Origin of the sequence: Bradyrhizobium sp. CER78, from assembly GCF_029846235.1 — a bacterium.
Lineage (GTDB): Bacteria > Pseudomonadota > Alphaproteobacteria > Rhizobiales > Xanthobacteraceae > Bradyrhizobium.
Window position 1 is genome coordinate 20,875 of the sequence record NZ_JARVWP010000011.1, and the last position, 25,591, is coordinate 46,465.

General features: G+C 62.8%; 19 protein-coding genes. 11 read left to right on the forward strand and 8 right to left on the reverse strand.

Translation table 11 applies throughout. From position 1 onward, the window contains the following. Window positions 1-81: 81 nt before the first annotated feature. A complete protein-coding gene (locus tag QDT69_RS23170; protein WP_279708795.1) occupies window positions 82-870 on the reverse strand; it encodes a DUF4239 domain-containing protein in 789 nt (262 codons plus the stop codon). A 436-nt stretch (window positions 871-1,306) separates the two neighbouring features. Between QDT69_RS23170 and ampH the strand changes: the two genes are divergently transcribed. Beyond that, window positions 1,307-2,461 carry a D-alanyl-D-alanine-carboxypeptidase/endopeptidase AmpH gene (gene ampH, locus QDT69_RS23175; RefSeq protein WP_279708797.1) on the forward strand — a complete coding sequence of 385 codons (1,155 nt, stop codon included), beginning with the start codon at window positions 1,307-1,309 and terminating at the stop codon, window positions 2,459-2,461. Window positions 2,462-3,140: 679 nt separating this feature from the next. Here the strand turns inward: ampH and QDT69_RS23180 are convergent. After that, complete coding sequence (locus QDT69_RS23180; protein WP_279708798.1) at window positions 3,141-3,587, reverse strand: hypothetical protein; 447 nt, start codon at window positions 3,585-3,587, stop codon at window positions 3,141-3,143. A 105-nt stretch (window positions 3,588-3,692) separates the two neighbouring features. On the opposite strand from QDT69_RS23180, the gene QDT69_RS23185 reads away from it, so the two are divergent. Next, on the forward strand, window positions 3,693-9,656 hold the full coding sequence (locus QDT69_RS23185; protein ID WP_279708799.1) for an autotransporter-associated beta strand repeat-containing protein: 5,964 nt from the start codon (window positions 3,693-3,695) through the stop codon (window positions 9,654-9,656). Between the two features lie 752 nt (window positions 9,657-10,408). Here the strand turns inward: QDT69_RS23185 and QDT69_RS23190 are convergent. From QDT69_RS23190 to QDT69_RS23200, 3 genes are all read right to left on the reverse strand, one after another. Further along, on the reverse strand, window positions 10,409-12,025 hold the full coding sequence (locus tag QDT69_RS23190) for an MFS transporter (RefSeq protein ID WP_279708800.1): 1,617 nt from the start codon (window positions 12,023-12,025) through the stop codon (window positions 10,409-10,411). 84 nt (window positions 12,026-12,109) lie between these two features. Next, a complete protein-coding gene (locus QDT69_RS23195) occupies window positions 12,110-13,126 on the reverse strand; it encodes an MBL fold metallo-hydrolase (RefSeq protein WP_279708801.1) in 1,017 nt (338 codons plus the stop codon). Window positions 13,127-13,164: 38 nt separating this feature from the next. Continuing rightward, window positions 13,165-14,037: an alpha/beta hydrolase gene (locus QDT69_RS23200; RefSeq protein WP_279708802.1), complete on the reverse strand. Its 873-nt coding sequence runs from the start codon at window positions 14,035-14,037 to the stop codon at window positions 13,165-13,167. A gap of 278 nt (window positions 14,038-14,315) precedes the next feature. Here QDT69_RS23200 and QDT69_RS23205 point away from each other — a divergent pair, with 278 nt between their 5' ends. Beyond that, entirely contained in the window at window positions 14,316-15,254 is a 939-nt protein-coding gene (locus tag QDT69_RS23205; protein WP_279708803.1) for a ring-cleaving dioxygenase, read from the forward strand. Window positions 15,255-15,303: 49 nt separating this feature from the next. Here the strand turns inward: QDT69_RS23205 and QDT69_RS23210 are convergent, their stop codons facing one another. Then, window positions 15,304-16,212: a LysR family transcriptional regulator gene (locus QDT69_RS23210; RefSeq protein WP_279708804.1), complete on the reverse strand. Its 909-nt coding sequence runs from the start codon at window positions 16,210-16,212 to the stop codon at window positions 15,304-15,306. A 258-nt stretch (window positions 16,213-16,470) separates the two neighbouring features. Here QDT69_RS23210 and QDT69_RS23215 point away from each other — a divergent pair, with 258 nt between their 5' ends. Further along, window positions 16,471-17,394 carry an AraC family transcriptional regulator gene (locus QDT69_RS23215; RefSeq protein ID WP_279708805.1) on the forward strand — a complete coding sequence of 308 codons (924 nt, stop codon included), beginning with the start codon at window positions 16,471-16,473 and terminating at the stop codon, window positions 17,392-17,394. Window positions 17,395-17,411: 17 nt separating this feature from the next. On the opposite strand, the gene QDT69_RS23220 is transcribed toward QDT69_RS23215, so the two are convergent. Then, the gene (locus QDT69_RS23220; protein WP_279708806.1) at window positions 17,412-18,044 is read right to left on the reverse strand and encodes a hydrolase; all 633 of its coding nucleotides are present in this window, start codon (window positions 18,042-18,044) and stop codon (window positions 17,412-17,414) included. A 13-nt stretch (window positions 18,045-18,057) separates the two neighbouring features. Beyond that, entirely contained in the window at window positions 18,058-18,873 is an 816-nt protein-coding gene (locus QDT69_RS23225) for an alpha/beta hydrolase (protein ID WP_279708807.1), read from the reverse strand. 315 nt (window positions 18,874-19,188) lie between these two features. On the opposite strand from QDT69_RS23225, the gene QDT69_RS23230 reads away from it, so the two are divergent. The 7 genes from QDT69_RS23230 to QDT69_RS23260 are packed head-to-tail and all read left to right on the forward strand — an operon-like array spanning window position 19,189 to window position 25,554. Next, window positions 19,189-19,839, forward strand: coding sequence for a hydrolase (locus QDT69_RS23230; RefSeq protein ID WP_279708808.1), 651 nt, complete (start codon window positions 19,189-19,191; stop codon window positions 19,837-19,839). 29 nt (window positions 19,840-19,868) lie between these two features. Continuing rightward, window positions 19,869-20,159, forward strand: coding sequence for a XapX domain-containing protein (locus QDT69_RS23235; RefSeq protein WP_279708809.1), 291 nt, complete (start codon window positions 19,869-19,871; stop codon window positions 20,157-20,159). Continuing rightward, entirely contained in the window at window positions 20,156-22,042 is a 1,887-nt protein-coding gene (locus QDT69_RS23240; protein ID WP_279708981.1) for an amidohydrolase, read from the forward strand. Before QDT69_RS23235 ends, QDT69_RS23240 begins: the two co-directional genes overlap by 4 nt. Before the next feature lies 1 nt (window position 22,043). Then, window positions 22,044-22,496: a DoxX family protein gene (locus QDT69_RS23245; RefSeq protein ID WP_279708810.1), complete on the forward strand. Its 453-nt coding sequence runs from the start codon at window positions 22,044-22,046 to the stop codon at window positions 22,494-22,496. An 11-nt stretch (window positions 22,497-22,507) separates the two neighbouring features. Continuing rightward, on the forward strand, window positions 22,508-23,428 hold the full coding sequence (locus QDT69_RS23250) for a glyoxalase (RefSeq protein WP_279708811.1): 921 nt from the start codon (window positions 22,508-22,510) through the stop codon (window positions 23,426-23,428). A 25-nt stretch (window positions 23,429-23,453) separates the two neighbouring features. Beyond that, a complete protein-coding gene (locus QDT69_RS23255) occupies window positions 23,454-24,872 on the forward strand; it encodes an alginate export family protein (protein ID WP_279708812.1) in 1,419 nt (472 codons plus the stop codon). Window position 24,873: 1 nt separating this feature from the next. Next, entirely contained in the window at window positions 24,874-25,554 is a 681-nt protein-coding gene (locus QDT69_RS23260) for a DUF1275 family protein (RefSeq protein WP_279708813.1), read from the forward strand. Window positions 25,555-25,591: the final 37 nt, after the last annotated feature.

A 25,591-nucleotide genomic window follows, 5' to 3' on the forward strand; every position in this document is an offset into this window, starting at 1 on the left:
GTCCCAGACCTCGCTAAGTTCACTTGCGTTCAAATCCAGATCCGGCAGCGCTTCAGTTTTGGCCAGGCTCGCCTCTCGTGCCTAGTTCGCGATGAGACTCTGAAAGGCAAGCGGCTTGATGGAGATCGAGCCGATAAACGGCCGGTCGTGTGCCAGGATCACGAAGTAGGCGGCGGACGCCACCAGCACATATAGATGCGTGGCTGTCACCTGCATGCGCAGCGAATGCGTATTGCAGAGAGCGATCGCCGTCAGCGCTGACGTCGATATGATGACCATCGCGATCCATTGCGCCCAGGTGATGCCGGCATTCGATGCGGCGAGGCGTGCGATGCGTGCATTACGGGCCGCCAGAATTTGGTTCAGGAGCGCCGAGAATATTGGCTGCTGATCGAGCGAGGTCGGCTGGTGCGACAGGAACTCGATCATGCTGACCAGAATTTTCTCTGATTGGTTGAATACCGAATCCTCAAGTGTGCCGCCTTTCGCCATTTCGGGCCAATCAATCGTCACCACGCTTGTCACATAGGCGCAGATGTCGGCACGAATCGCGGTCCGAACCTCGGCAGGAAGGCCAGCGGCGAGCACCGATGCGTTCTCCAATGCGTCCGCTTCTCGTTGCACAGTGTTGCGGGCGTTGAGTGCATCGTTCCAAATTCCGGCGGCGGAGAATGCCACGATGAGGGCAAAGATCGTGGTGCAGGCCCCGATGATCGAATCGCGGATCGGCAGCATCTCGGTTGGGCTGAAACCGGCGAGGCGGACGGCCGTGCGGACTGCGCCGATAATCAGCCAGCAGACCGTAAGGCTGACAAGGAGGACAGCGACGAACATCTGCGGCAGCGGCAGTTGATGAAAGAGAATGAACATGGCAGGGATTTTTTTCGGGTGCGCTTCTGGTGATACGACCGCCAGCGGGATTTTCGATCGTGATGCCCACGGTTCGAAGCCGATCGGACGATCGCGGCGTCTCTTGGATCAGTCTCATACAAGTATACGCGCGATTTGATGATTCTCGTACGGATGTCGCAGGCTCGCCGGAATAACGCGAATGTCCAGCACCGAGACTTTGCAGCCGCAAGTTGATCTCGAAGCCATCCTCGCGTCCCCGAAAGGGAACGGCGCGTGGCAGCCCGTGTAGTTGCCGAATTTCCCGAAAGTTAACGGTTCCCTGCGATTGCTTCGTGCTAGGGCGATGTGGGTTTGGGGTTCTGCGATCGCGTATTGTGCCGGTGCGCGACTAACCAATGGAGAGTTCGTGCCGACATCGCCGGCGGTGCTCCGATGTCGGGCAAGGGGGGCGGTGATGCGGTTGCGCGGACGTGTGAGCATCGGCATTGCCATGCTCGCGATGGTGGTCCTTTGTTCGGGACAAGCGGCGGCGGAGGACCTTGCCCTGCGGGATGCGGTGACGATGACGGGCACCGCCATGTTCCTCAATTCCGGCGCACCTGGGCTCGTTCTCGCCGTCGTCCGCGGAGACGACAGCATCGTACAAGGCTACGGCGAAACCGCTCCCGGCGACAAGCTCGAGCCCGACGGGCGATCGATCATCCGGCTCGGATCGATTTCCAAAGTCTTCGCCTCCGACCTCCTGGCGACGCTGGCCGCGGAAGGACGCGTCGGCCTCACCGATCCGCTGTCGCGATATGCCCCGGCCGGCGTGACGGTCCGCTCGTATGGCGACCAGCCGTTTAGCCTGCTCGACCTCGCCACCCATTCCGCGGGCTTGCCGCGCGAGGTCCCCGATCCCGCGGTAAAGGACGGCGACGGCAATCCATTCCTCGCGTTCACGCGCGACGTTTATTGGAAGTGGACCGGCACGAACGCGCCGGCCTACGCGCCGGGCACGACCGCGATGTATTCCAATTTCGGCTATGGCCTGTTGGGCGAAGCGTTGGCGAAGGCCGGCGGCAAGCCCTACGCGGATTTGCTGCGGGACAAGGTCATCGCGCCGCTTCAGCTCGCGGATACCACGTTGCGCCTGTCGGACGCGCAGCGACCGCGCCTGATGGTGGGACTTGATCCGTTCGGGAAGCCGGATCCGAACTGGGAGGTGCCGAACATCATGTACGCCAGCGCCGGCGTCTATTCGACCGCGGACGACATGGTGCGCTGGATGCGTTGGCATCTTGCGCGCGACGACAAGTCCGCCGCGGCGTTGTCGCTCGCGCATGCGATGTGGCGGCCGCATGACGGTCTTGCGCGCCTGGTCGGCGTCGAAGTTACGGGCGCCGAAGGCATGGGGCTCGGGTGGATCGTAAGTCCCGCGCATGACGGCGTGCCGCTCCTGCTCGGCAAGAGCGGCGGCCTCGGCGGCTTCATGAGCTACGTGGTGCTGTCGCCGAACCGCAGGCTCGGAATTTTTGTCGCCGCAAGCCGGGTCAATTTCGCGATGTTCGAGGGATTGCGTACGGCCGTGCGCGATCTCGCCGCCGAGCTCGCGCCGGCTGGGCCCTGAAGTGAGGCCTGCCATGACGATCCCGGCGGATTTTCAGTACCGTGCGGATGGAGCGTGGAGCCTCTCCTGTTTCCGCCGACTCAGGGTTCTCGGATGTTCGACGGCGATGGCGCGCGTTTTGCTCGCGCTGGCAACGCCGGCGACGTTCGCTCTGGCGGCAATGCCAAGCCGGCCCGCTTTTGCGCAAGCATCCGGCAGCGGCGGAAGCGGCGGAGGCCGCTTCGATATTCACGGCAACATGTACTCAGCCGGTGCCGGCGCGGACAGCCTGAGCCCCACCTTTGGTGGCGGTGGCGGCGGTGGTGGCGGCAACGGCGCCTCAGGCGCGGTTCAATCCACTGGCGGTACCGGCGGGACCACTAACGATTTTGGCACAACCCCTGGAGGGGGAGGCGGGTTGATCGGGTTTGATGGGTCGGGAGGGGGGACGATCCTGGGAGGCAACTGGATCGGCGGGGCTGGTTCGCCTGGTACTCCCGGACAGACCGCGCCGACCGATCAGACCAATCCGTTTGCCTCTGGTACGGACGGCAGTAGTGGCGGTGGTGGCGGCGGCGGTGGTGCTGGCGCGCTCCTCGGTAACGTCGTCGCCACAACAGGAAATGGCGTCACAATTCAGGGAGGGGACGGCGGCGCGGGCGGTGTTCCCGGCAACGGTTCATACTCGGACGCGGTGGGCTCAAGCGGAGGTATGGGTGGCGGCGGTGGTGGCGGCGGCGGTGGCGCAGCCGGTATCCTGCTCGAGAGCGGTACCCTCAACGTTGGCACGAACGCGGTGGTCACCGGCGGCAAGGGTGGCAAAGGCGGCGATGGCGGAAGCGGTGCGGACGGCGGTCCCGGCAATGTAGTGCAGGTTTGCGGTAGTTTCGGGTGTTATCTTCACGCTCTTCCCGGAGGCATTCAGGGCGACGGCGGCGATGGCGGCGGCGGCGGCGGCGGTGGCGTCGGCATTTTTGCCGGTTCGTTTTCGTCCGTGACGATCGGCAACAACGTCAAGGTCAGTGGCGGGAAGGGAGGCGACGGGGGCCTTGGCGGCTACACCGGCGCTAACGGCGAGACTGGTCTCGCTGACGGGATACCAGGCGGTAACGGCGGCAACGGCGGCAACGGCGGCGATGGCGTGCATCTCGGCACAAGTGCCATCCTTCAAGTTGGCGCCGGGGCGAGCGTGCGCGGCGGCGACGGCGGCAAGGGGGGAATCAGCCTCTACAATATGAACGATTCCTCCGCCGTGCCTGGAGCGACGGGCCTCAACGGGCAGGCTGGCGTCGGGGTCTTCAGCGCCTCCGGCGGTACGATCATCAATGCCGGCACGATCGAAGGCGGCCTGAATCCCGACGGCTCGCGAGCCAATGCGATCACCTTCGGCGGCGGCAACAACTGGCTGGAGCTCCAGGCCGGCTCGAACATCATCGGCAACGTCGTCGCGAGGCCGGATCCGAACAATCCCAACACATTCGCGCTTGGTGGAAACCAGAATGCCAGCTTCGATTTGTCGGGGCTCGGCCATCAGTATCAGGGCTTCACGAACTTCGCGAAGGAGGGAGCGAGCATCTGGACGCTGTCCGGGTGGAGTACGGTTGCCGGGAGTGTCGCGGTGGACCAGGGCGGCCTGACGTTGGGCGCCGCTGCATTTCTCGAGAGCCAATCTCTAGACATGTCCGGGACCGGCGCGATTCATGTCACGAGTGGCGGGCGCTTCATGGTCGACCGTCAAGCAACCATCGACCCAGGTACCGGCAATCAATCTGCCATGATCGATGTGAACGGTGTGAACGCGGTGTTTGTCGCCGGCAGGCTCGATGTCGAGGCCGGTACGGTGAGCATCGCCAATGGCGGTAGCGCCAGGATCAACTCGGATTTTGTGCTTGCCGGCGCCGCCGGCAGTTCGGCGGCCCTTCACGTCAGCGGTGTCGGATCGTCCCTGCAGGGCAATTTGAATATTGGGGCCTTGGGCTCAGGCAACGTCATGATCGACAGCGGCGCCAGGGTCGAGGCTGCCAATGTCAACATCGGCAATATCACCGACCTCAGCACGACAAGCACCGTGACGGTGACGGGCGCGGGGTCAACGCTGAAATCGGGGCAGATATCGATTGGAAACGGGGCGCTGACCCTGTCCAATGGCGGTGAGGTCTTCGGCGGCAGGAATCCGATCGTTGTCTCGCAGGCGGGAGGCTATGCTTCGTTGAATATCGGCGCGGCCGCCGGCGCGGCAGCGGTTGCACCCGGCACGCTGTACGGGACCGATACCCTCGCGATCAACAGCCACGGAACGTTGGTCTTCAACCACACCAGCAGCAACTACGCCTTCGCCAACAAGGTCACGGGGAACGGCGCCATCAACCTTCTGGCCGGCACCACCATCTTCTCCGGAGACGACAGCCAGTTCACCGGCAATACGACAGTCTCGGGCAGCACGCTGCGCATGGCCAGCACCGGCAATCTCGGTGGCGCACTTGCGGTCAATTCCGGAGGCCGTCTCGAAGGACTGGGCGCGGTCGGCTCGACCACGATCAACAGCGGCGGCACCATCGCGCCGACCAGCGGCGGCGCCATCAACATCAACGGCAATCTGGCGCTGCAATTGGGATCGACGTTCGAATATCATCTCGCCGATCCGTCATCGTCGCTGTCCGCGACGCCGGTGTCGGACACGTCGGTCATCAACGTCATCGGGAATCTCGCGCTGAACGGCGCCAACCTCGACGTTCTCGGCAACGGCGCGGCCCCGAGCATCGGCTATCACCGCCTGATCTCATACACAGGTTCATTGTCGGAAACGAATTGCCCAACGAATTGCGGGCTGAAGGTCAGAAGCTCTCCCCCGAGCAGCCCGATCGCCTACTCCTATACGGTCGACACCACGACCTACCACAACGTCGATTTGCTGGTGACGCCCGATGGCCTCAATGTCCTGCAGCTATGGGGCGGCGGCACCAATGGTGTCGGCATGGGTAGCGGCACCTGGAATGCAGGCAACGCCAACTGGCTCAATCCGATCGGCGGCATCGTGCCGTCCAACTGGGGCAGCGGCTATGGCATCTTCCGCGGCCCCGGCGGCACGGTCACGGTCGATGGCGCGCAAACGTCGATCGGGCTGCAATTCGCGGGCGGAGCGTATACGCTGGCGCCGGGCACGGCCGGATCGCTGAACCTGGTCAACAGCACGGCAGTCGGGATTGCCGTTCCCGGCATCGACGTCCTCGCCGGCGAGACCGCGACCGTCGGCGTGACGATCACCGGCACCGACGGACTGCAGAAGACCAGCGATGGCACGCTGATCTTGAGCGGCGCCAACACCTATACCGGTGGCACCATCATCAGCGGCGGCGTGCTGCAGATATCCTCCGACACCAATCTAGGCGCCGCGGGCGGCGGCCTCACCTTCGACAGCGCGACCTTGCAGACCACGGCGAGCGTCGTCTCCGGGCGCGCGGTCAATCTCCGGGGCGGCGGCGCGTTCGACGTCGCATCTGGCACCATCTCTGTTTTCGGCGGCGCCGTGACCGGTGCGGGCAGCCTCACCAAGCTCGGCGACGGCACGCTCGAGCTCCAGGGCAACAATAGCTGGACCGGCGGCACCCTAGTCACCGCCGGCACCCTGCGCGCGGATACGCCGGGTGCGTTGCCGGCCTTCACCGATTACGTGCTCACCGGCGGCACGCTCGATCTCAACAACAACAACCTGACCGTTCGTTCGCTGTCCGGCACCGGCGGCCAGGTGGCGCTTGGCACCGCCACATTGGGTATCAATCAAACCATCGACAGCTATTTCGGCGGCGCTATCTCCGGCACCGGCGGACTGACGAAAAGCGGCTCCGGCCTTCTGATCTTGACCGGCAGCAGCAGCTATAGCGGTGGCACCAACATCATGGGCGGTACGATCGGGATCGTATCCGACAGCAATCTGGGCGCCGCCACCGGCGCGGTCACGATGTGGGACGGCACCACGCTGGCAACCCTGAACGACGTCGCGACGACACGCAATATCGGCATCACCGGCACCTCCACTCTGTACACCCTTGCCGGCACGACGCTGGGCGTTGGGGGCCAGATTTCCGGCGGCGGCACGCTCGTCAAGGACGGCGGTGGCAAACTGATGCTGACCGGAGCCAACAATTACAGCGGGGGCACCACCATCAACGCGGGCACGCTGCAACTCGGCAATGGCGGCGCTTCCGGCTCGATCACCGGCGACGTCCTCAACCACGGCATCCTCGCCTTCTACCGTGTCGATGCTTCCGTGTTTGCCGGTGCGATCTCCGGCTCCGGCTCGGTGCAGCAGGCCGGCGCGGGCACCACAATACTGACCGGCAACAACAGCTATTCCGGCGGCACCACCATTGCCATGGGCACGCTGCAGCTCGGCAATGGCGGCACGTCGGGCTCGATCACCGGCAATGTGACCAACAATGGTACGCTGGCGTTCAACCGCTCGGACGCGGTGACTTTTGATGGCGCGATCACCGGTGCGGGCGCGCTGAACCAACTCGGTTCCGGCACGACGATTCTTACCGCAAATAACAGCTACAGCGGCGGTACGACGATCACCGCGGGCACGCTGCAGCTCGGCAATGGCGGCATGTCGGGCTGGATCAACGGCAGTGTGACCGACAATGGTACGCTGGCCTTCAATCGGTCGGACGCAATGATCTTTGACGGTAGGATCACGGGTGTCGGCAAGCTGGTTCAACTCGGTCCTGGCACGACAGTTCTCACCAACAACAATAGCTATCTCGGCGGCACCACCGTCGCCGGAGGCGTGCTGATGCTCGGCAATGGCGGCACCTGGGGCGCCATCACCGGCAACGTCACTAACAATGGCGTCCTCGCCTTCAACCGCTCCGACACTTCGGTGTTCGCAGGCAACGTCACCGGCACCGGTTTGCTGCTGCAACTCGGCGTGGGAGCCACGGTGCTGACCGGGACCAGCAGTTATGGCGCCGGGACGCTGATCGCCGCCGGCACACTGCAGCTCGGCGATGGCGGCACCACGGGTTCGATCACCGGCAGCGTCACCAATAACGGCGTACTCGCATTCAACCGCTCCGACAATTCGGTGTTTGCCGGCGCGATTTCCGGCTCAGGTTCCGTGCAGCAGCTCGGCGCGGGCACCACGGTGCTGACCGGCGCCAACACCTTCGGCGGCGGCACGACGATCGCCGCCGGCACGCTGCAACTCGGCAATGGCGGTACCTCCGGATCGATCCTCGGCAATGTCCAGGATCAAGGCACGCTGGCGTTCGATCGCTCCAACACCCTTATCTTCACAGGCTGCATCAGCGGCGCAGGCGCGCTCGCACAGATCGGGGCAGGCACCACCGTGCTGGCCGGCAACAACAGCTTCACCGGCGGCACCACGATCTCGGCCGGTGAACTCATCGTCGGTAACGGTTTTGCCTCCGGAACGCTCGCCGGCAACGTTGCCAACAGTGGCATCCTCGCCTTCTACCGGGCCGATACTTCCGAGTTCACGGGCGCGATCTCCGGCACCGGTTCCGTGCAGCAGATCGGTTCGGGCACCACCAGACTCATCGGCACCTCCAGCTATACCGGCCCGACCGACATCTATGCCGGGCGCCTGTCGGTAAACGGCTCGATCGCCTCGTCCTCGCTCACGACAGCGCATCGCGGCGGCACGCTCGGCGGCAATGGCGTCGTCGGCCCGACCCTGATCGACGGCGGCACGCTGTCGCCGGGTAATTCCGTCGGCACGCTGACGGTGCAAGGCAATTTGACGTTCACCGCGACCGCGGCCTATTTCGCCGAGATCAATTCGACGACCTCCGATCGCGCCAATGTCAGCGGCACGGCGAAGCTGGGGGGCACCGTTGTCATCGCGGCCTATCCGGGCACCGATTATGTGAAGGCCCGTTACACGCTTCTCAATGCCGCCGCCGGCGTCAACGGCACCTTCGGCCGACTGGTTAACACCAATCTGCCGGCGAATTTCGATCCGTCGTTGAGCTATGATCCAAACAACGTCTATCTCGACTTCAAGCTTACCTATCCGAGCGGCCTGAACATCAATCAGCAGAGCGTGGCTAACGGATTGTCGAACGGCTTCAACGCCGTCGGCGCCGTTCCGCTTGCGGCTGGCGGGTTGACGCCGGCGGGCCTCACGCTGGCTTCAGGTGAACTTTCCACCGGCGTGCAGCAGACCACGATCGATGCCATGGGAATGTTCATGTCGGCGATGACCGATCCGTTCGTGGCCAGCCGTGTCGGATGGCCGTCGCCCGACGGCCTCGCGGCGCAGGCTTACGCGTCGGCGACGCGGACCAAAACCGATAATCCGCTCCATGCACTCGCGGCGATGCCCGGCACCGCCAGCGCGACGTCATTTGATCAGCGCTGGGGCGTCTGGGCGGCGGCCTTCGGCGGCGCGCGCAGCACCATGGGCAATGATATCGTCGGATCGAACACGCTGACCGACCGGGTCTACGGCACGGCCGTTGGCGCCGACTACCGGCTGTCCGCGGACACGCTGCTCGGTTTCGCGATGGCCGGCGGCGGCACCAGCTTCGGCCTCGCCAATGGTCTCGGCAGCGGGCGCTCCGATCTGTTCCAGGCCGGCGTGTACGCCTATCACCGCATCGGCGCGGCCTATCTGTCGGCCGCGCTCGCCTATGGCTGGCAGGACGTCACCACCGATCGCACGCTGGCGCTCGCCGGCATCGATCGCCTGCGTGGCGGCCTTCTGGCCAACGCGTTCTCCGGCCGCCTCGAAGGCGGCTACCGGTTTGCGACGCCTTGGGCCGGGCTCACGCCCTATGCTGCCGGACAGTTCGTGACGCTCCATCTGCCGGCCTATGCCGAAGGCGTGCTCGCCGGAGACAACATCTTCGCCTTGAACTATGCGTCCCGGAACGAAACGGCTAGTCTGTCCGAACTTGGCCTGCGCGCCGACAGGTCGTTCGCACTCGACAATGCGATGCTGACGCTGCGCGGGCGCGCCGCATGGATGCACAATTTCGATATCGACCGCAACGCCGCCGCGTCGTTCCAGTTATTGCCGCAGGCCGGCTTCGTGGTCCGCGGCGCGACCCTAGCATCCGACGCCGCACGCACGGCGGCCTCCGCCGAGTTGAAGTGGATCAATGGCTGGTCGGTCGCCGCAACCTTTGAGGGCGAGTTCTCCGGTCCCAGCACCAGCCTCGCCGGCAAGGGCACCGTTAGCTATCAATGGTAACAGTGCATTGTCCGATACATCCGGCGGTCGCGCGGGAATGGCAGACTATCGAAATGCCGCCAAGTGAATTGGGTCGCCGCCGAAAGGAAAACAGGGCTTCTGAGGTAGTGGGTTTTGCGATGCCGCGAACCTGGGCCGCGCTCATGCCATTATACTAAGCACAAACAGCGGTTCGCCGTGTCGGTGATTGCGCATGATTCCCTCCCTGGGCACCAAAACTACGCTTTTGTGCACTACGCTACGATTTTGTGCGATGGAGCGATTTTTTGCCGGTCATGAGTAGCACCCTGGATCAGCCTATAGAGAAAAGTTCGACGGCAAAAACGTCTTCAGGGGGGGTGAGTCCCTCCCCTCTGCAGGCGCAGCGCCGACATTGTTTGCGATCGAATGAACCAATGGCGCATCAGCGCCTTTCTCAGATCGCCCTCCGCATTGCTCATCGGACGCTTAAAATATTCGATAACGATCCGGCCGTCGTCGCTGATGGTGTCGACCACGCCGCGAACGGATAGCCGACCAGATTGGTCCCCTGATGGTTCATGGGTACCTTGAGCAGCGCGTCGAGAAAGAGCCCGCTCTGGGAAAGGCGGCTCGATGGAGATAGCGCACAGAAGGCGGGTTTTGGCTGGCTATCAAAGAGTCGTTAGGCCAATTACGCTGCTCGCCGATCAGAGAACAGGGCTTCCGAGATAGTGGGTTTCGCGATGTAGCGGGGCCCCCGCTACCACGGGTCACGATTTTCCACAGCCGGCTTACCGAAAATCGGCGGCAATGAAGTGGGTGACCTTGGGCTCGGCTACGGCACCGAATTCGCGGACGGCGTCCTGAACGGCCCTATCGGCATTGGTCACGCGCTGGTGTTGGCGGAGGTGCTCGAGCCATGACGCGACCATGAATGTCTCCAGAAAGCGCCCGCTCTCGGCGGCATCCTCGAAGACGTCCCAGGAATATGCGCCGTCGCGTCTTCGTTGTTGTTCCAAAGCTCTGATATAGCCGGGGAAGGCGTCACGGCGCTCTGGAACGATGCGGTACTCGATCGTAACCAGGACGGGCCCGCGGTCGGCGTCTGCCTCGATCGCCAGGACGGGTGCCGGCCAATGCATCGAGGGCGCAAGATCGACTCCTGCACCTGTTTGAAGCTTCCAACGCCAGGTGAGCGCGACTCCTGCGATGGCGCCTGCGGCGGCGAGGAAGTGCGCTGCCGGCAAGCCAAGTCCCGAGGCGAACTGCCCCCATAGCGCGCTGCCCGCGGTCATCGCGCCGAAGAACACGGTGACGAACATGGCCAAGCCGCGGCCGCGGACCCAATCGGGCAGCGAGACCTGAACCGAGACGTTGATTGTCGCGAGGACGGCGATCCATGAGATGCCCGCAATCAGGCAAGCCGCAAGTCCGCTCGCCGCGAGATGAACTGTGCCGAGAAGGACTAGACTGAGCGCCGTGCCGGCGGTGCCGGCTGCGACCAGCCGGTCCGGTCCGAGGGTCTTCATCCATGGCAGCGCGAAGGCACCAGCGACGGCACCGACGCCGATGGCTCCGAGCAGCATGCCGTAGAGCTCCGGACCACCGGCGATCTGATTGCGCGCGACGAGCGGGAGCAGCGCCCAATAGGCGCTCGCGAAGAAGAAGAACGCCACCGCCCTGACGAGCGTGGCACGCAAGTTCGAGTTGAACCGCGCGTGGCGGAAGCCGATCACCATGGCGCCGACGAGACGTTCTGGCGGGAGCCGACTTCCCTGAGAGGACACGGGGCGCCACCAGAGCAGGGCGCCAATCACGGCGAAGTTGCTTAGCGCGTTGATCCAGAATGGTGCCGCGATGCCCAATCCGCCGATGACCACGCCGCCCAGCGCCGGTCCGATAGCCCTGCTGATGTTGACGCCTACGCCGTTGCTGGCGACTGCCGCCGCCAGGTCCTCCTTCGGGACCAACTGAGGGACGACCGACTGCCATGCTGGGGCCGTGAATGCCGCGCCGGCGCCGAGCAGGAACGTGAACAGCAACAGGATGGGCGGAGTGACGAGGTTAAGTCCGACGAGCACCGCGCTTGCTGCGGCGACGATCGTAAGCGCGATCTCGCAGCCGATCAGGAACCGACGCTTGTCGACGGTGTCCGCCAGCGCGCCAGCCGGTAGCGCGAACAGGAACATCGGCAGGCTGCTCGCAACCTGGACCAAGGAGACGGTGAGCGGATCGGCGTCGAGGCTGGTCATCAGCCATCCGGACGCCGCGTTGTACATCCAGGTGCCGACGTTGGCGACCACGGTCGCGATCCACACGACTGTGAACGTCGTATGCCGAAACGCGATCCAGGGGGAGGCGTTGCGTGCTGTGGACGATATATCTGCCTTTCCGTTGGATAGGCGCATCGCAATGCCTCAACTGTTTTGAAATCTGCCAGCAAGGTCGACGGCGCCGGCCCCCGAGGCTCAAGAGGAGACCCGAGCTGCGCGTCAGTCACTCGGTCGCTTGAGCACCGTGGTGTAGTTCGCAGGCAACCATTCGAACCGGCCATCTATTGAGCGGATGTGCCCGATTCCTGGAAACGCAATATGAGCCGCCGCGATCCAGGTCGAAGTCCCGGCGGCTCGAGCGAACATCGCAGTGCGTTCGGCCTCTGCGGTGAACGGGTCGCTATCGTAAGTCACCGTGACGGCGGGGTCAGGAAACTGGATCGGGGCGACGTGAACGAGATCGCCCCACACCAGAAGTGTCTTTCCCTCACTCGAGATTTCGTACGACGTGTGGCCTGGCGTGTGCCCGGGCGTAGGAACCGCACGGATCCCCGGTGAGAGGTCCTGGCCTTCCGAGAAGGGCTTCAGCCGACCCGATTCCATATAGGGCTTCAACGAAGCGCGATCGCCTTCGAACATCGGCTTAAGGAATTTGGGAGCTTCGCCTTCGTTCTTGACATTGAGCCAGTAGTCGAGGTCCTTCTGGTTGACCCTGACGATCGCATTGGGAAACGCGGGCTTTCCTTGAGGAGCGATGCCACCGACGTGGTCTGCATGAAGGTGCGTCAGATAGATTTCGTCGATTTGCTCCGGCTTGTATCCGGCTGCTTGAAGGTTCTCCAGCAGGTGTCCGCAGCATGCGCCGTAGAGACTGCCGGCGCCGCTGTCGATCAGGATGAGCTTCTCTCCCGTGTTCACCAGGAAGGCGTTGATCGAGCCCTCCACGGGAGCGGAGAGATCGGACGCTGCAAGCAGGGCCTCTGCTTTGCCGGGATGACTCTCCGCGAGCTTCATAGCCTTCCGGTCTCCGCCGGGCATGGTCTCGTTCCTCGTCATCACTTCGTGAACCGGGAAAGGATGGGTGCCGTCGAGCAAAGCTGTTATTTCCACCTGACCAAGCATCATTCGGTAGAAGCCCGGTGCCTGGGTGCGGACCTGCGGCGCACCGGCATGCGCCTGCTCATGAGACAACAGGGATACGAACCCCAACAGCGCGACGGTGCGGATCAGCTTCATTTTCGTCTCCTCATCTTCGGGGGCCAGTCATCGGCGTCTTAGCCGTTCCAGCCGTTCAGGAAATCGAGAAGAAGCCTGTTGACCGCTTCCGGCTGTTCTTCTTGCGGAAGATGGCCGCAGCGTTCGATCGGAGCCACGGTGAGATTCTCCGCCATCTCGCTCCAGATCGCCTTCATGTCGAACAGGCGTCCGACGGCACCGAAATCCTCTCCCCAAAGCGAAAGTACAGGGCACCGGATCTTCTGCTCGGCGTCCTCGATGTCCTGAGCAACGTCTTCCGCGCTGGCGCGATAGTCCGACATCGCGCCTCGCACCGCGCCAGGCGCGCTGTAGGCTTTGACGTAGGTCTCAAACGCTTCGCCGGAGATCGTCATCGGGTCGTGACACCATTCGGAGAAGAAGTGGCGAAGCCAGATGCTCTCTCGTCCCGCGATCAATGCCTCCGGCAAGTCGGGGATTTGGTGAAACATGAAGAACCAGTATTCGCGGGCGATCTTCGCGTTCATTTCGCGCCCGACAATGCGGGTCGGAACGTTGTCCATGACGACGAGGCGGTCGACCAGTTCGGGGTGATCCTTGACGAAACGGGTCGCGACCCGTGCGCCGCGATCGTGTCCGATCAGAGCGACACGCCCGATGCCAAGCGTCTTCAAGAGCTCGACGATGTCGTTGGCCATCGTCCTCTTGTCGTAGCCGTTCGAGGGCTTGTCGGTCTCGCCGTATCCGCGCAGATCCGGCGCTATCACCCTATAGTAAGAGGAAAGAGCCGGTATCTGGAAACGCCAGGCGAAGCTAGTCTCGGGGAAGCCATGTAACAGGACTACCGGGGGGCCAGCCCCGGCCTCCAGATAGAATTGGCGAATGCCGTTTGCCCGGCACGTGGCTCGACGAATGCTGGTCACCGATCTCATGCCCCGGCTTGCAAGGTTTCGAGGCGCCATCCTTCGTGAAGTCGATCGGGACTGATTGCAGGCTTTGACGACGCTTTGTACAATTGCGTCGCAGAAGCAGCGAAATCGCCAGCCTCGTACCGAATTTTGCCCTGATGGCGGTTCCGTTACCGGGAGAAAGTCCAAGACTCAGTGGTGATGTTCGGGATTACGTAGCCGAAACGACCGGTAACTGGAGCCAAAGGGAGGACCCGTTACGTGAATATCACAGGCCGAACGGACCGCCTCAGGCCTCCGCATTGGACAGCCATTACGTGAACGCACGGGGACTCCATCACGTTACGACGATCATCAGCGACGTACGTCGCTCCGCCGACTTCTATGTGGGTGTGCTCGGGCTCAAGCGGGTCAAGAAAACTGTCTGCTACGACGACCCCGGCAGTTATCACGTGTACTACGGCGACGACCTCGGAAATCCGGGCGCCGTGATAAGCACGCTCGCCTGGAATTGCGTGACACCAGGGATGACCGGTGCCGGCGAGGTTGTGCAGGCCGCATTCCGCATCGCACCGAATTCGCTCGATTGGTGGGCGGATCGGCTCGAATCCTCCGGTGTATCCAGTCGATTGGAAGTGTCGCCCTTCAGGGAGCGCATGCTCTGTTTCGCGGATCCCGACGGTACGGCGCTATCTTTGATCGAGACGTGGGATGCAAAGTCGGGGCAAGCGGGCCAAAACTCAATGGCCGATCGCTCGTTGCGCGGCCTTCATGGTGTTACGCTGAACGTCCGCGAGGAGGATGCGACCATCGACATCCTCCAGAAGGTATTCGATTTCCAACTGGTCTCTCAGAAGGATGGGACCATGCGCTTCCTGGCTCATGACGGCCCGGGCGGCACGATCATGCTGCGCATGATCGGCAAGTCTTCGCGGGGGCGCCTCGGCGGTGGCACCATCCGGCACGTCGCCTTCCGATCGAGGGATCTCGATGACCGGTCGCAAATGGTCGAGAAACTTCGGTCGACGTACGGCATTGTAGTGAGCGATCCCATCGAGCGAACCTACCTGAACGCGGTCGGCTTTCGAGCGCCCTGTGGCGTCCTTTTCGAGATTGCGACCGATGGTCCGGGATTTACCGTCGACGAGAGGCGGGAGCAGCTGGGCGAAAAATTGCAACTGCCGGCATTTCTGGAAGAACGTCGTGTCGAGTTGCAGGCAATTCTGCCCCCGCTCGATTGATGGATGCCACGACCATTGTTTGCCCAAGGAAGGCGGGCTCGGCGCCGGCCTAAGTTGCCTTTCCTTCGATAAAATCGGTGAGGCGAGGGCAGACGAAGTCGAGAAATGCTCTTACGCGAAAGGGCAGGCGAGGCCCTCCGTGATAGAGCGCGTGAATCTGCTCATCGTCGCCTACCGTGCCCTCGAGGACTTCGACCAGACGGCCAGCCGCGATATCGTCTCGGACGTGATAGTCGGCGAGCCGGGCAAGGCCGACACCTGCAATTGCCATTCGCCGCAAGGTTTGTGCATTGTTCGCGACCAGCGGACCGTCGACCGCCCGATCGACGATTCGGCCGCTTTCCTTCAGAGGCCAAACCGGTGCGGAGCGTCGGAAATTGAAACCCAAGCAGCGGTGACGGGAAAGATCCTGGATCCTTTTTGGTTCGCCCAAGCGGTCGAGGTAGCCGGGAGACGCGACGATCCTTCTTTTGACGATCCCGATGCGTCGGGCGATCATCGCGGAGTCCTGTAAGGGGCCGACGCGGATGGCGACATCGGTTCGGTCGAGGTACAGATCGATGATCTCGTCCGAGAGCGAGAGGTCGACCACTATGTCGGGATGGGCTTCCCAGAAAGCGGGAAGCAGGGGTTCGAGGCCGAGGATACCGAAGGAAACCGTGCAATTGACACGGATCGTCCCGCCTGCCAGCCCTGCACCCTGAGAAATATCCCGTTCGATGCCGTCGAGCTCGGCCAGTAGTGCGAGGCTTTTATCATAATATATATGACCCTCTGACGTTAGCACCAGCCGGCGCGTCGAACGCTCGAACAGTCTGACGCCGAGCCTTGCCTCCATTCTTGCGATTAGCTTGCTGACGGTGGACGGCGTCATCAAGAGCCGTCGGGCGGCTTCCGAATAGCTTCCAGCATCTACCACCCGGAGGAAGACCTGCATTTCTCCGATTCGATTATCCATTGGTCGCCCACCTGTGAAGTCGTTTCACAGATAATGTGGAACTTGGGAGGATTATCAAGTCCGGTTTCCGTCACGTATCCTGCCTTAACGTTTCTTTTTGCTGACTTCTCACGTGTGCGGCTTGCCGGTAGCTTTGCGGATCGGCAACTTGAACGACGGCGAGGAACTGGACTATCTACGCCCGTTCGATAGACGCGGCATTCTTCGAGGGCCCGTGATCGGCAGCATATCGAACGACGGATCGATTGGACGCCAATGATGGAAGAGTCTGGTATCGCGTCTGACGGCTTCTATGGGCGTCGCCTCAGTCAGCACCTCGGAATGGAGGGCGATTGTCTGTTGCGGATCAATCGCGAAGGACAGTTGGCGCTCGCAGTGACCCGCCTGACCTGCTCCCGCTTCGTTCGTGAACGGACCGCGGCGATTCCTTCCGAACCGGCTTTCAGCATCCTGCACCAGCTCGGCGATCTCGAGAGGCACTCCTGCTGGCTCGCCGGACGACCGAGCTATTCGGGCACTTTCGGCGCGGGGACGGTCAGTGTGATCGATCTTCGCGACAACCCGCAATGCGAGTTCAAGGGACCGTTCGACGCTCTTCAATATTATGTTCCACGGAGGGCTCTGGACGAGTTCGCTCGGGAGCATGGAGCCAGGCCGATTTCAACGCTCAAATGGAGCAGGGATCAGCGTGACCCCTTCCTGTCGACGCTGTCGAGCGTTCTGCTCAGCGCAGTGGAGCAGGATCCGACAACCAATCAGCTCTTTATCGACCAGATCGGGCTGAGTCTGCTGGCCCACTTCGCACAAACCTACGGCGGCATGCGGCCGAGCGACGGGGTCTCAGGCGGAGGGCTCGCACCGTGGCAAGAGCGACGGGCCAAGGAGATCATGCGGACGCGCCTTGCCAGCAATCTGGCGATTGCTGACGTCGCCGCGGAATGCAAGTTGACGCCGAGCCACTTCGCGAGGTCGTTCCGGCGCAGCACGGGCGTCGCTCCGCACGAATTCCTGTCCCAGCTTCGCATCGACGAGGCCAAGCGCCTGATGCTGACCACGAAGCTTCCGCTCGCCGACATCGCGCTCATCTGCGGTTTCGGCGACCAGAGCTACTTTACCAGAGTGTTCTCCCGCAGCGTCGGCGCCAGCCCTGGGGCCTGGCGAAGGGCCCGCTCCGAGGGCTGACTGGAACGCGACCCCTCTTAGGCGGGACGGATCATGTCGCGGGCGTAGGCCAAGCCGATTCCGTATCCTCCAGCATGAGATTCGACGATGGCGCGTGCGCCATCGTATGTTTCATGCCTCGTCCAGTCGCGCTGCATCTCGAGCAGGACCTGGATCCAGGATGTGAGGTGGGCACCGGCGGCCTGCATCCGGCCGAGGGCCAATTCGTGGCTTGCGGTCGTGAGCCCTCCACAGGCGTCGCCGACGACGTAGACTTCCAATCCGGCCGAGAGCGCCGAAATCACCGCAAACGTCACGCAGGCCTCGGTGAGGAGGCCCGAAACGATCAAGCGGCTTCGACCGGTGCCGAGGACGGCCTCACGCGCCTTGTCGTCCTCCCACACGTTCATGCTGCGCCGGTCGATCGGCTCGACGCCCGGAAGCGCCGACTTGACCGCCGGCATCAGCGGACCGCTGTAAACCTTCGTCGCTGAGGTCGAGGCGACGACCGGCAGGCCGAACACCGTCGCGGTCTTGGCGAGCGCGACGACGTTGTTCATGAGAACCTGCCGGTCGATCGAACCCACACCGAATGCCAGGCCGGCCTGTTGGTCGACCAGAAGCAGGGCGCAGTCCTTCGGCTCGAGCAGATGAAGTGGGTTCGGGGCCATCGATATTCTCCGGCTAGCCCTTCAGGAACGCGAGCAGGTCGGCATTGACCTGGTCGGCATGCGTCGTCGCCGTCGCGTGCGGCGCGCCCGGATACGTCTTCAACTTGGCGCCCTTGATCATCTCGGCAGCCAGCTTGCCCGTATGGGAAAGCGGTACGACCTGATCGTCCTCTCCATGGATCACCAAGGTCGGCACGTCGATCTTGGCCATGTCGGGCCGAAAGTCGGTTTCCGAAAAGGCGGTGACACAATCGATGGTCGCCTTGATCGACGCCTGAAGTGCAATCTGCAAGGTCTGCTTGAACACACCCTGCGATACCTTCATGCCGTGGTTGGTGCCGTAGAAGAGGGGGCTGAAGTCGTCGAGGAATTGTGGACGATCCTTGACCAGTCCGGCCTTGATGCCGTCGAACACCGACTTGTCGACGCCGTCGTGATCCGCGGTCTTGACGAAGAGAGGTGTCACGGCACTGAGCAGAATGAACTTGGCGACCCGCGACGTTCCGTGGCGCGCCACGTATCGCGCGATGTCGCCGCCGCCCATGGAGAATCCGACGAGCGTCACATCCTTCAGGTCGAGATGCTTGACGAGATCGGCGATGTCATCAGCGAATGTGTCGTAATCGTAGCCAGTCCAGGGTTGGCTCGACCGGCCAAAACCTCTGCGGTCAAATGCGACGGTTCGGTAGCCGTGCTCCGCGAAAAACAGCATCTGCGCGTCCCACATGTCCGCGCTGAGCGGCCAGCCATGGCTGAACAGGATCGGCTTTCCGCTTCCCCAGTCCTTGTAATAAAGCTCGGTGCCGTCCCGCAATTTAAGCAAGGCCATCATTCGCTCCTGTGACGAGGTTGTCGGGACCAGGACGCCATCCTACAGGTCATCCGGTTCTTGCGGACAAACTTGCGGTTGGAGCGCGTGCTGGCTTGCACTATCTGCGCGCGCTTTGGACATGCTGGCGATCGCAGACCGGCGCACCAAAGGGGGACACTCGGCAATTCGTCGCACGAGATGGGTCATCGGGCCGAAGTCCAAGCCGCGACGAAATCGTCCAAGCGTTGGCCGGCACTCAGGGTTCACGATGGCTCCGCTTGCACCATCCCCATTCGCACAGTCGGCCCACGCCGATTGCCAGGAGACCATCAGATGTCGAAACTCGATATGCTCACCCCGGACAATTCCGCCATCGCACTGATCGACTACCAGCCGGCGATGTTTCAAGGCGTTCAGTCGCACGATCGTTTGGTCACCGTCAACAACGTCCAGATTCTCGCGAAGGCGGCCAAGCTCTTCAAGATTCCGACCGTCCTTACGACGGTAGCCAGAGACTCTTTCTCCGGGCCGTTCATGCCGGAGGTGACATCGCTATTCCCGGAACACGACGTCATCGATCGTACGTCCATGAATTCGTGGCTCGATGCCAATTTCCGAAAGGCCGTGGCCGCCACCGGCCGCAATAAATTCGTGTTGGCGGGTCTTTGGACCGAAGCGTGCGTAATCTTCCCGACGTTGGACATGCTCCGGGAAGGTTACGAAATCTACATTGCCGCCGATGCCTGCGGCGATCTCTCGCTCGAGGCACACAATCGCGCCATGGAACGTGCAATCCAAGCGGGCGCCGTTCCGATCACGTCTTCCCAGTACGCCTACGAACTCCAGCAGGACTGGGCGCGCAGCGAGACTTACGAAGGAATGATGGACATCCAGCGCGCACATTCGCCGTACGGAATTCAAATCCGCTTCTCCAAATGGGCGCTCGGGGAGCATGCGTCCGAGGGCGGCACGAAGGCGGCCTGACCGTCATTGGTCTTATCGGGAGTGATGCGATGAAGATCTACCTCCTGTCACTCGGCGCCGGCCTTCTGGTCGGCGTCATCTACAGCCTGTTGAACGTGCGTTCGCCGGCCCCGCCGCTGGTGGCCCTGGTGGGTCTTCTCGGCATCTTGGCCGGCGAGCAGATCGTTCCTGTCGCCCGGCAACTGATGTCCGGGCACGGGCTCGCATCCGCTTGGCAACAGGCGAAATGCGCGCCGCACATGTTCGGGATGTTGCCCGGACGCCAAAGCGCGCCGTCGAAAAGCGCCTCTTCGCTCGAAGGTCTGGAGAAACACTCATGAGCTCGGCACCCGACGTCATCCTGCATCGTGGCTTGTTCACGACTCTCGATCGGTCGAATCCGACGGCTTCGGCCGTTGCAATTGCCAACGGACGGTTCGTCGCCGTCGGACACGATCAGGACGTGATGAAGCTCGCAGGTCCGACTACCAAGATTGTCGACCTGAAGGGACGTCGGGTCTTGCCGGGCCTGATCGACAACCATCTGCACATCATCCGTGGCGGTTTGAACTTCAACATGGAACTGCGATGGGACGGCGTGCGTTCGCTTGCCGACGCCATGGACATGCTGAAGCGACAGGTAGCGATTACGCCGCCACCGCAATGGGTGAGGGTGGTCGGCGGATTTACCGAACATCAGTTTGCGGAGAAGCGGCTTCCGACGATCGAGGAGCTCAATGCGGTCGCTCCGGATACGCCGGTATTCCTGCTGCACCTCTACGATCGGGCTATCCTGAACGGCGCCGCGCTGCGGGCCGTGGGCTACACCAAGGATACGCCGGAGCCGCCGGGTGGCGAGATCACGCGCGACCCGAAAGGTAACCCGACGGGGCTGCTGCTCGCCAAACCGAACGCTAACATTCTCTACGCGACGCTTGCCAAGGGGCCGAAGCTGCCGTTCGAGTATCAGGTCAACTCGACGCGTCACTTCATGCGGGAATTGAACCGGCTCGGCGTGACCGGCACGATCGATGCCGGCGGTGGATTCCAGAACTATCCTGAGGACTACGCGGTTATCCAGAAGCTGAGCGACGAAGGGCACCTGACCATCCGGCTAGCCTACAACCTCTTCACTCAGAAGCCCAAGGGCGAGAAAGACGACTTCCTGAACTGGACGAAGACCTCGAAGTACAAGCAGGGCGACGACTATTTCCGGCATAACGGGGCCGGCGAAATGCTGGTGTTCTCGGCGGCTGATTTCGAGGATTTCCGCGTCGCGCGTCCCGACATGCCTTCCGAGATGGAGGGTGAGCTCGAGGAAGTCGTTCGGGTCCTCGTCCAGAACAAGTGGCCGTGGCGGCTGCACGCGACCTACGACGAGACAATCTCGCGAGCCCTCGACGTGTTCGAGAAGGTGAACCAGGACATGCCCCTGGAGGGACTGCACTGGTTCTTCGATCACGCCGAGACGATATCCGACCAGTCGATCGACCGGATCGCGGCGCTCGGCGGCGGCATCGCCGTGCAGCACCGGATGGCCTACCAGGGCGAATATTTCGTAGAGCGGTATGGTGTGGGCGCCGCCGAGGCCACGCCACCGGTCAAGAAGATGCTCGACAAGGGCGTCAAGGTGTCGGCCGGCACCGACGCGACACGCGTGGCGTCCTATAATCCCTGGGTATCGTTGTCCTGGTTGGTAACCGGCCGCACCGTCGGCGGGCTGCGGATCACGCCGCAGCGCAATTGCCTGGATCGCGAGACGGCGTTGCGGATGTGGACCGAGAATGTGACCTGGTTCTCGAACGAGGAGGGCAACAAGGGCCGCATCCAGGTCGGTCAGCTTGCCGACCTCATCGTGCCCGACCGCGACTACTTTTCCTGCAGCGAGGCCGAAATTGCCGACACGACGTCGTTGCTGACCATGGTCGGCGGGAAGATCGTGTTTGGCGCTGGCGACTTCGCGAAGCTGGAGACCGGCGCACCGCCGCCGGCCATGCCGGATTGGTCGCCGGTGCGTCGCTTTGGTGGCTACGCGGCCTGGGCCGACGAAGGCGCCAAGGCGAAGGAAAATACCTTGGCCATGCGAGCGATGCAGGCGTGTGGCTGCGCCAATTCGTGCGGGGTGCATGGGCACGACCATGCGGCGGCCTGGTCAAGCCGTCTGCCGGTTTCCGACTTGCGGAGCTTCTGGGGCGCCCTCGGCTGCGCGTGCTGGGCGGTCTGACATGTCGTCCGTAGCATCACCCACCTGGGTCTCGGCGATCCTGCGCTGGCCGCTGCTGTGGCACGCGGCCAGGATGGCGCTGGTGTCCGCCTATATCCTCGGCGGCTCTGCCAAACTGCTCGACTTCGCGGGCGCCGTGGCCGAGCAGGAGCATTTCGGCCTCCACCCGGGCTGGTTGTGGGCGGCTGCCGCCATCGCGATCGAACTCGGTGGTTCTCTGCTCGTCGTTGTCAATCGTTTCGTGTGGCTAGGAGCCGGCGGGCTCGGCATTCTGACCTTCGTCGCGATGCTCGCCGCCAACGCATTCTGGACGATGGGTGGCCATGAGAGATTCATGGCCACGAATGCTTTCTTCGAACATCTCGGGTTGATTGCGGGCCTCGTCGTCGCATCGATTGCTTCCGACGGGGCTCCGTTCCGCCCCAAGCCCGCTGCGCGAACTCAAGCTACCTAAGGAGTCTCTCGATGAAGTCGACCAGGATATTCGTTCTGCTTGCGCTCGCGGCGGCTGTCACGGCGACTACGCCGGTCGTCGCAAAGGACGCAACAAAGTCAAGGGAGGCCGGGGTCGCCGTGGCTCCCCAATACGACACGACCCATGTCTACGTGGCGCCGGAGGACGTGGACAAGTTCGTGACGAGCTTCCTCGCGACTTTCGGCGGCAAGAGCACTAAGCAGGTGGTGGCGACGGTGACGCCGACGCCGAGCAGCACCACGTCGCAACTGCTTCAGACACCAGTCGGCACCGTCTCGCTGTTCGGCTTCAAGACGCCGATCCCGTATCCTTTCGGTACGGAGCGCAACGGCTATCTCGTCACCGACATGGACCAAGCGGTCAAGGCCGCACGAGCCGCTGGTGCCGACGTGATTGTGTCGACTTTCCCGGACCCGATCGGGCTCGATGCTGTGATCCAATGGCCCGGCGGCGTCAACCTGCAAATCTATTGGCACACGACGAAGCCGGACTATGCCGCCTTCGAACGCATTCCGGAGAACAGGGTCTACGTCTCGCCCGATCGCGTCGGTGCATTCTCCCGAAGCTTTCTCGCATTCTCCCGCGGCAAGATCGTTGCCGACGATGCGAAGGCGCCGGGCGTAGAGATCGGCAGGCCGGACACGACCTACAGACGAATGCGGATCGAGTCCGCCTTCGGCAAGATGATCGTTATGGTCACGGACGGGCACTTGCCCTATCCGTACGGACGGGAGACGACAGGCTATGAAGTGGCCGACCTTGCTGCGACGATCGAGAAGGCGAAGGGCGCCGGGGCTGCGGTGCTCGTCGAGCCCTATGCCTCGGAAGGCCGCTCCACGGCGTTCGTCATGTTCCCGGGCGGGTACATCGCCGAGCTCCACTCGCTCGGGCCGAAGAGCGCAGCGCGCTGAGAAAAAGCGGGGGTGACGTCGGCCGATGGCGGCAATGCGAGATCAGCGGAGCTTTGGGATAATCTTGGCGCTTGTGGCCTTTGCCGCAGGCGCCGCTCCGGTGCGGGCTGATGAAGCCACGGCAGTCGCGATGCGGCCGGAGATCCAGGCGAACCGCTGGGCGGAGGATTGGTCGGTTCTCGCCGATCCGAGACTGCGCACCGAACCGTTCGACGGCCTCAAATATATCCCGCTCTGGGCCACCGACCCGAAGAGCTACATCTCCCTGGGCGCCACGTTGCGCGAGCGCTTCGAGAGCAACAACGCGGCGGGCTTTGGTGTCGCGGGAACGCCGTCGGATAGCTACCTTCTGCAGCGGCTGCAGGTTCACGCGGACATTCATTTCAATGCAAACTGGCGGGCGTTCGTTGAACTGGAGGACGACCGCGCTTTCGGCAAGCAAACCATCTCTCCGGTGGACCAGGATCGGCTCGACCTGCGCCTCGCCTTCATCGAGTACGTCAACACCTTTTCGGGTGGGACCTTGAAGGCGCGAGCAGGGCGGCAGGATTTCGCCTTCGACCTGCAGCGCTTCGTGTCATCGCGAGATGGCCCGAACGTCAGGCAGTCGTTCGATGCGCTCTGGGCTGACTGGGAGACCGGGCCGTGGCGTTTCATCGGCTTCGTCAGCCGTCCGGTCCAATATTTCGATAATCGTCCCTTCGACGACACCTCGAACGACAGCTTCCGCTTCAGCACGCTGCGGATCGAGCGCAAGGTGCTCGGCGACAAGGAGCTGTCCGGCTACTACTCGCTGTACGAACGGAGCAACGCCAAATATCTCGACGCTTTCGGCGCCGAGCACCGGCACGTCTTCGATGTCCGCTTCGCGGGCAACGCCCAGCATATTGATTGGGACCTCGAAGCCATGGGGCAGGTGGGTCAGGTGGGCACGGCCGATATTCGTGCCTGGGCGGTAGGTGCACGTGCGGGATACACGCTTGCAGACGTGCTGTGGCAACCTCGGCTCGGGATCCAGTTCGATGCGGCCTCCGGAGACCATCACCCCGGGGACGGGGTCGTGGGGACGTTCAATCCGCTGTTTCCAAACGGCTACTATTTCACGCTGGCCGGTTACACGGGATACGTGAACCTGATGCATCTCAAGCCTTCGATTACCGTCAATCCGGCGAAAGGGCTGAAGGTGATGGGAGCCATTGGGCTGCAGTGGCGCGAAACCACGGCCGACGCCATCTACGTCCAGCCCAATGTGCCGGTGGCCGGTACCGCCGGAAAGGGCAGCAATTGGACCGGCGCCTACGGCCAGTTGCGCGTCGACTACGCGTTCAACGACCATTTGACGGGCGCCATCGAAGCGGTGCATTTCGACGTCGGGGACACCATCATTCGCGCTGGTGGACACACGAGCAACTATCTGGGCGTGCAGCTCCAATACGGGTGGTAAGATGCCCCGGCAAATCCTCCTGCTGCCGCTTCTGATGAGCCTGAACGCGGGTTTCGTCGATACCGCTGGATTTTTGGCGCTCCAGGGATTGTTTACCGCGCATGTCACCGGCAACTTCGTGACGTTCGGAGCGTCCATGGTACTCGGAACCTCCGGCGCGCTGGCGAAGCTGCTGGCGCTCCCGGTATTCTGCCTGGTCGTGATCGGCACGCGCGTATTCAGCTTCCTTCTGCCCGCGATCGGATTACCGATTTTCCGCTCGATGCTCGCCCTCAAGGTGCTGCTTCTGGCGGCAGGGGCCGCGTGTGCCGTCCACTTTGGACCATTCGTAGAGGGCGATAACTGGCAGGCGATCTGCACCGGCATGATTCTGGTTGCAGCCATGGCAATTCAGAACGCCGCACATCGCATTCACATGGGGACGGAGCCTCCAACCACGCTCATGACGGGCACCACCACCCAGATCATGATCGACGTCGCTGATGTGCTGCGAGGCGCTCCGGCTACGGTCTTGACGGTTGCCAAGCCGCGTCTCAGCAAGATGGCCGCGAGCGTGACGGCGTTCGCGCTCGGGTGCGCCGCCGGCGCAGTCCTCTACGCGAAGCTCGGGACGTTGTGTTTCGTCATTCCTCCGCTGATCGCGTTACCGGCCGTGTTCCTGGCGTCGGCTGAACCGAAGTGACGGATTGACGAGACGATGACGTCCCCCTCTGGGTTGA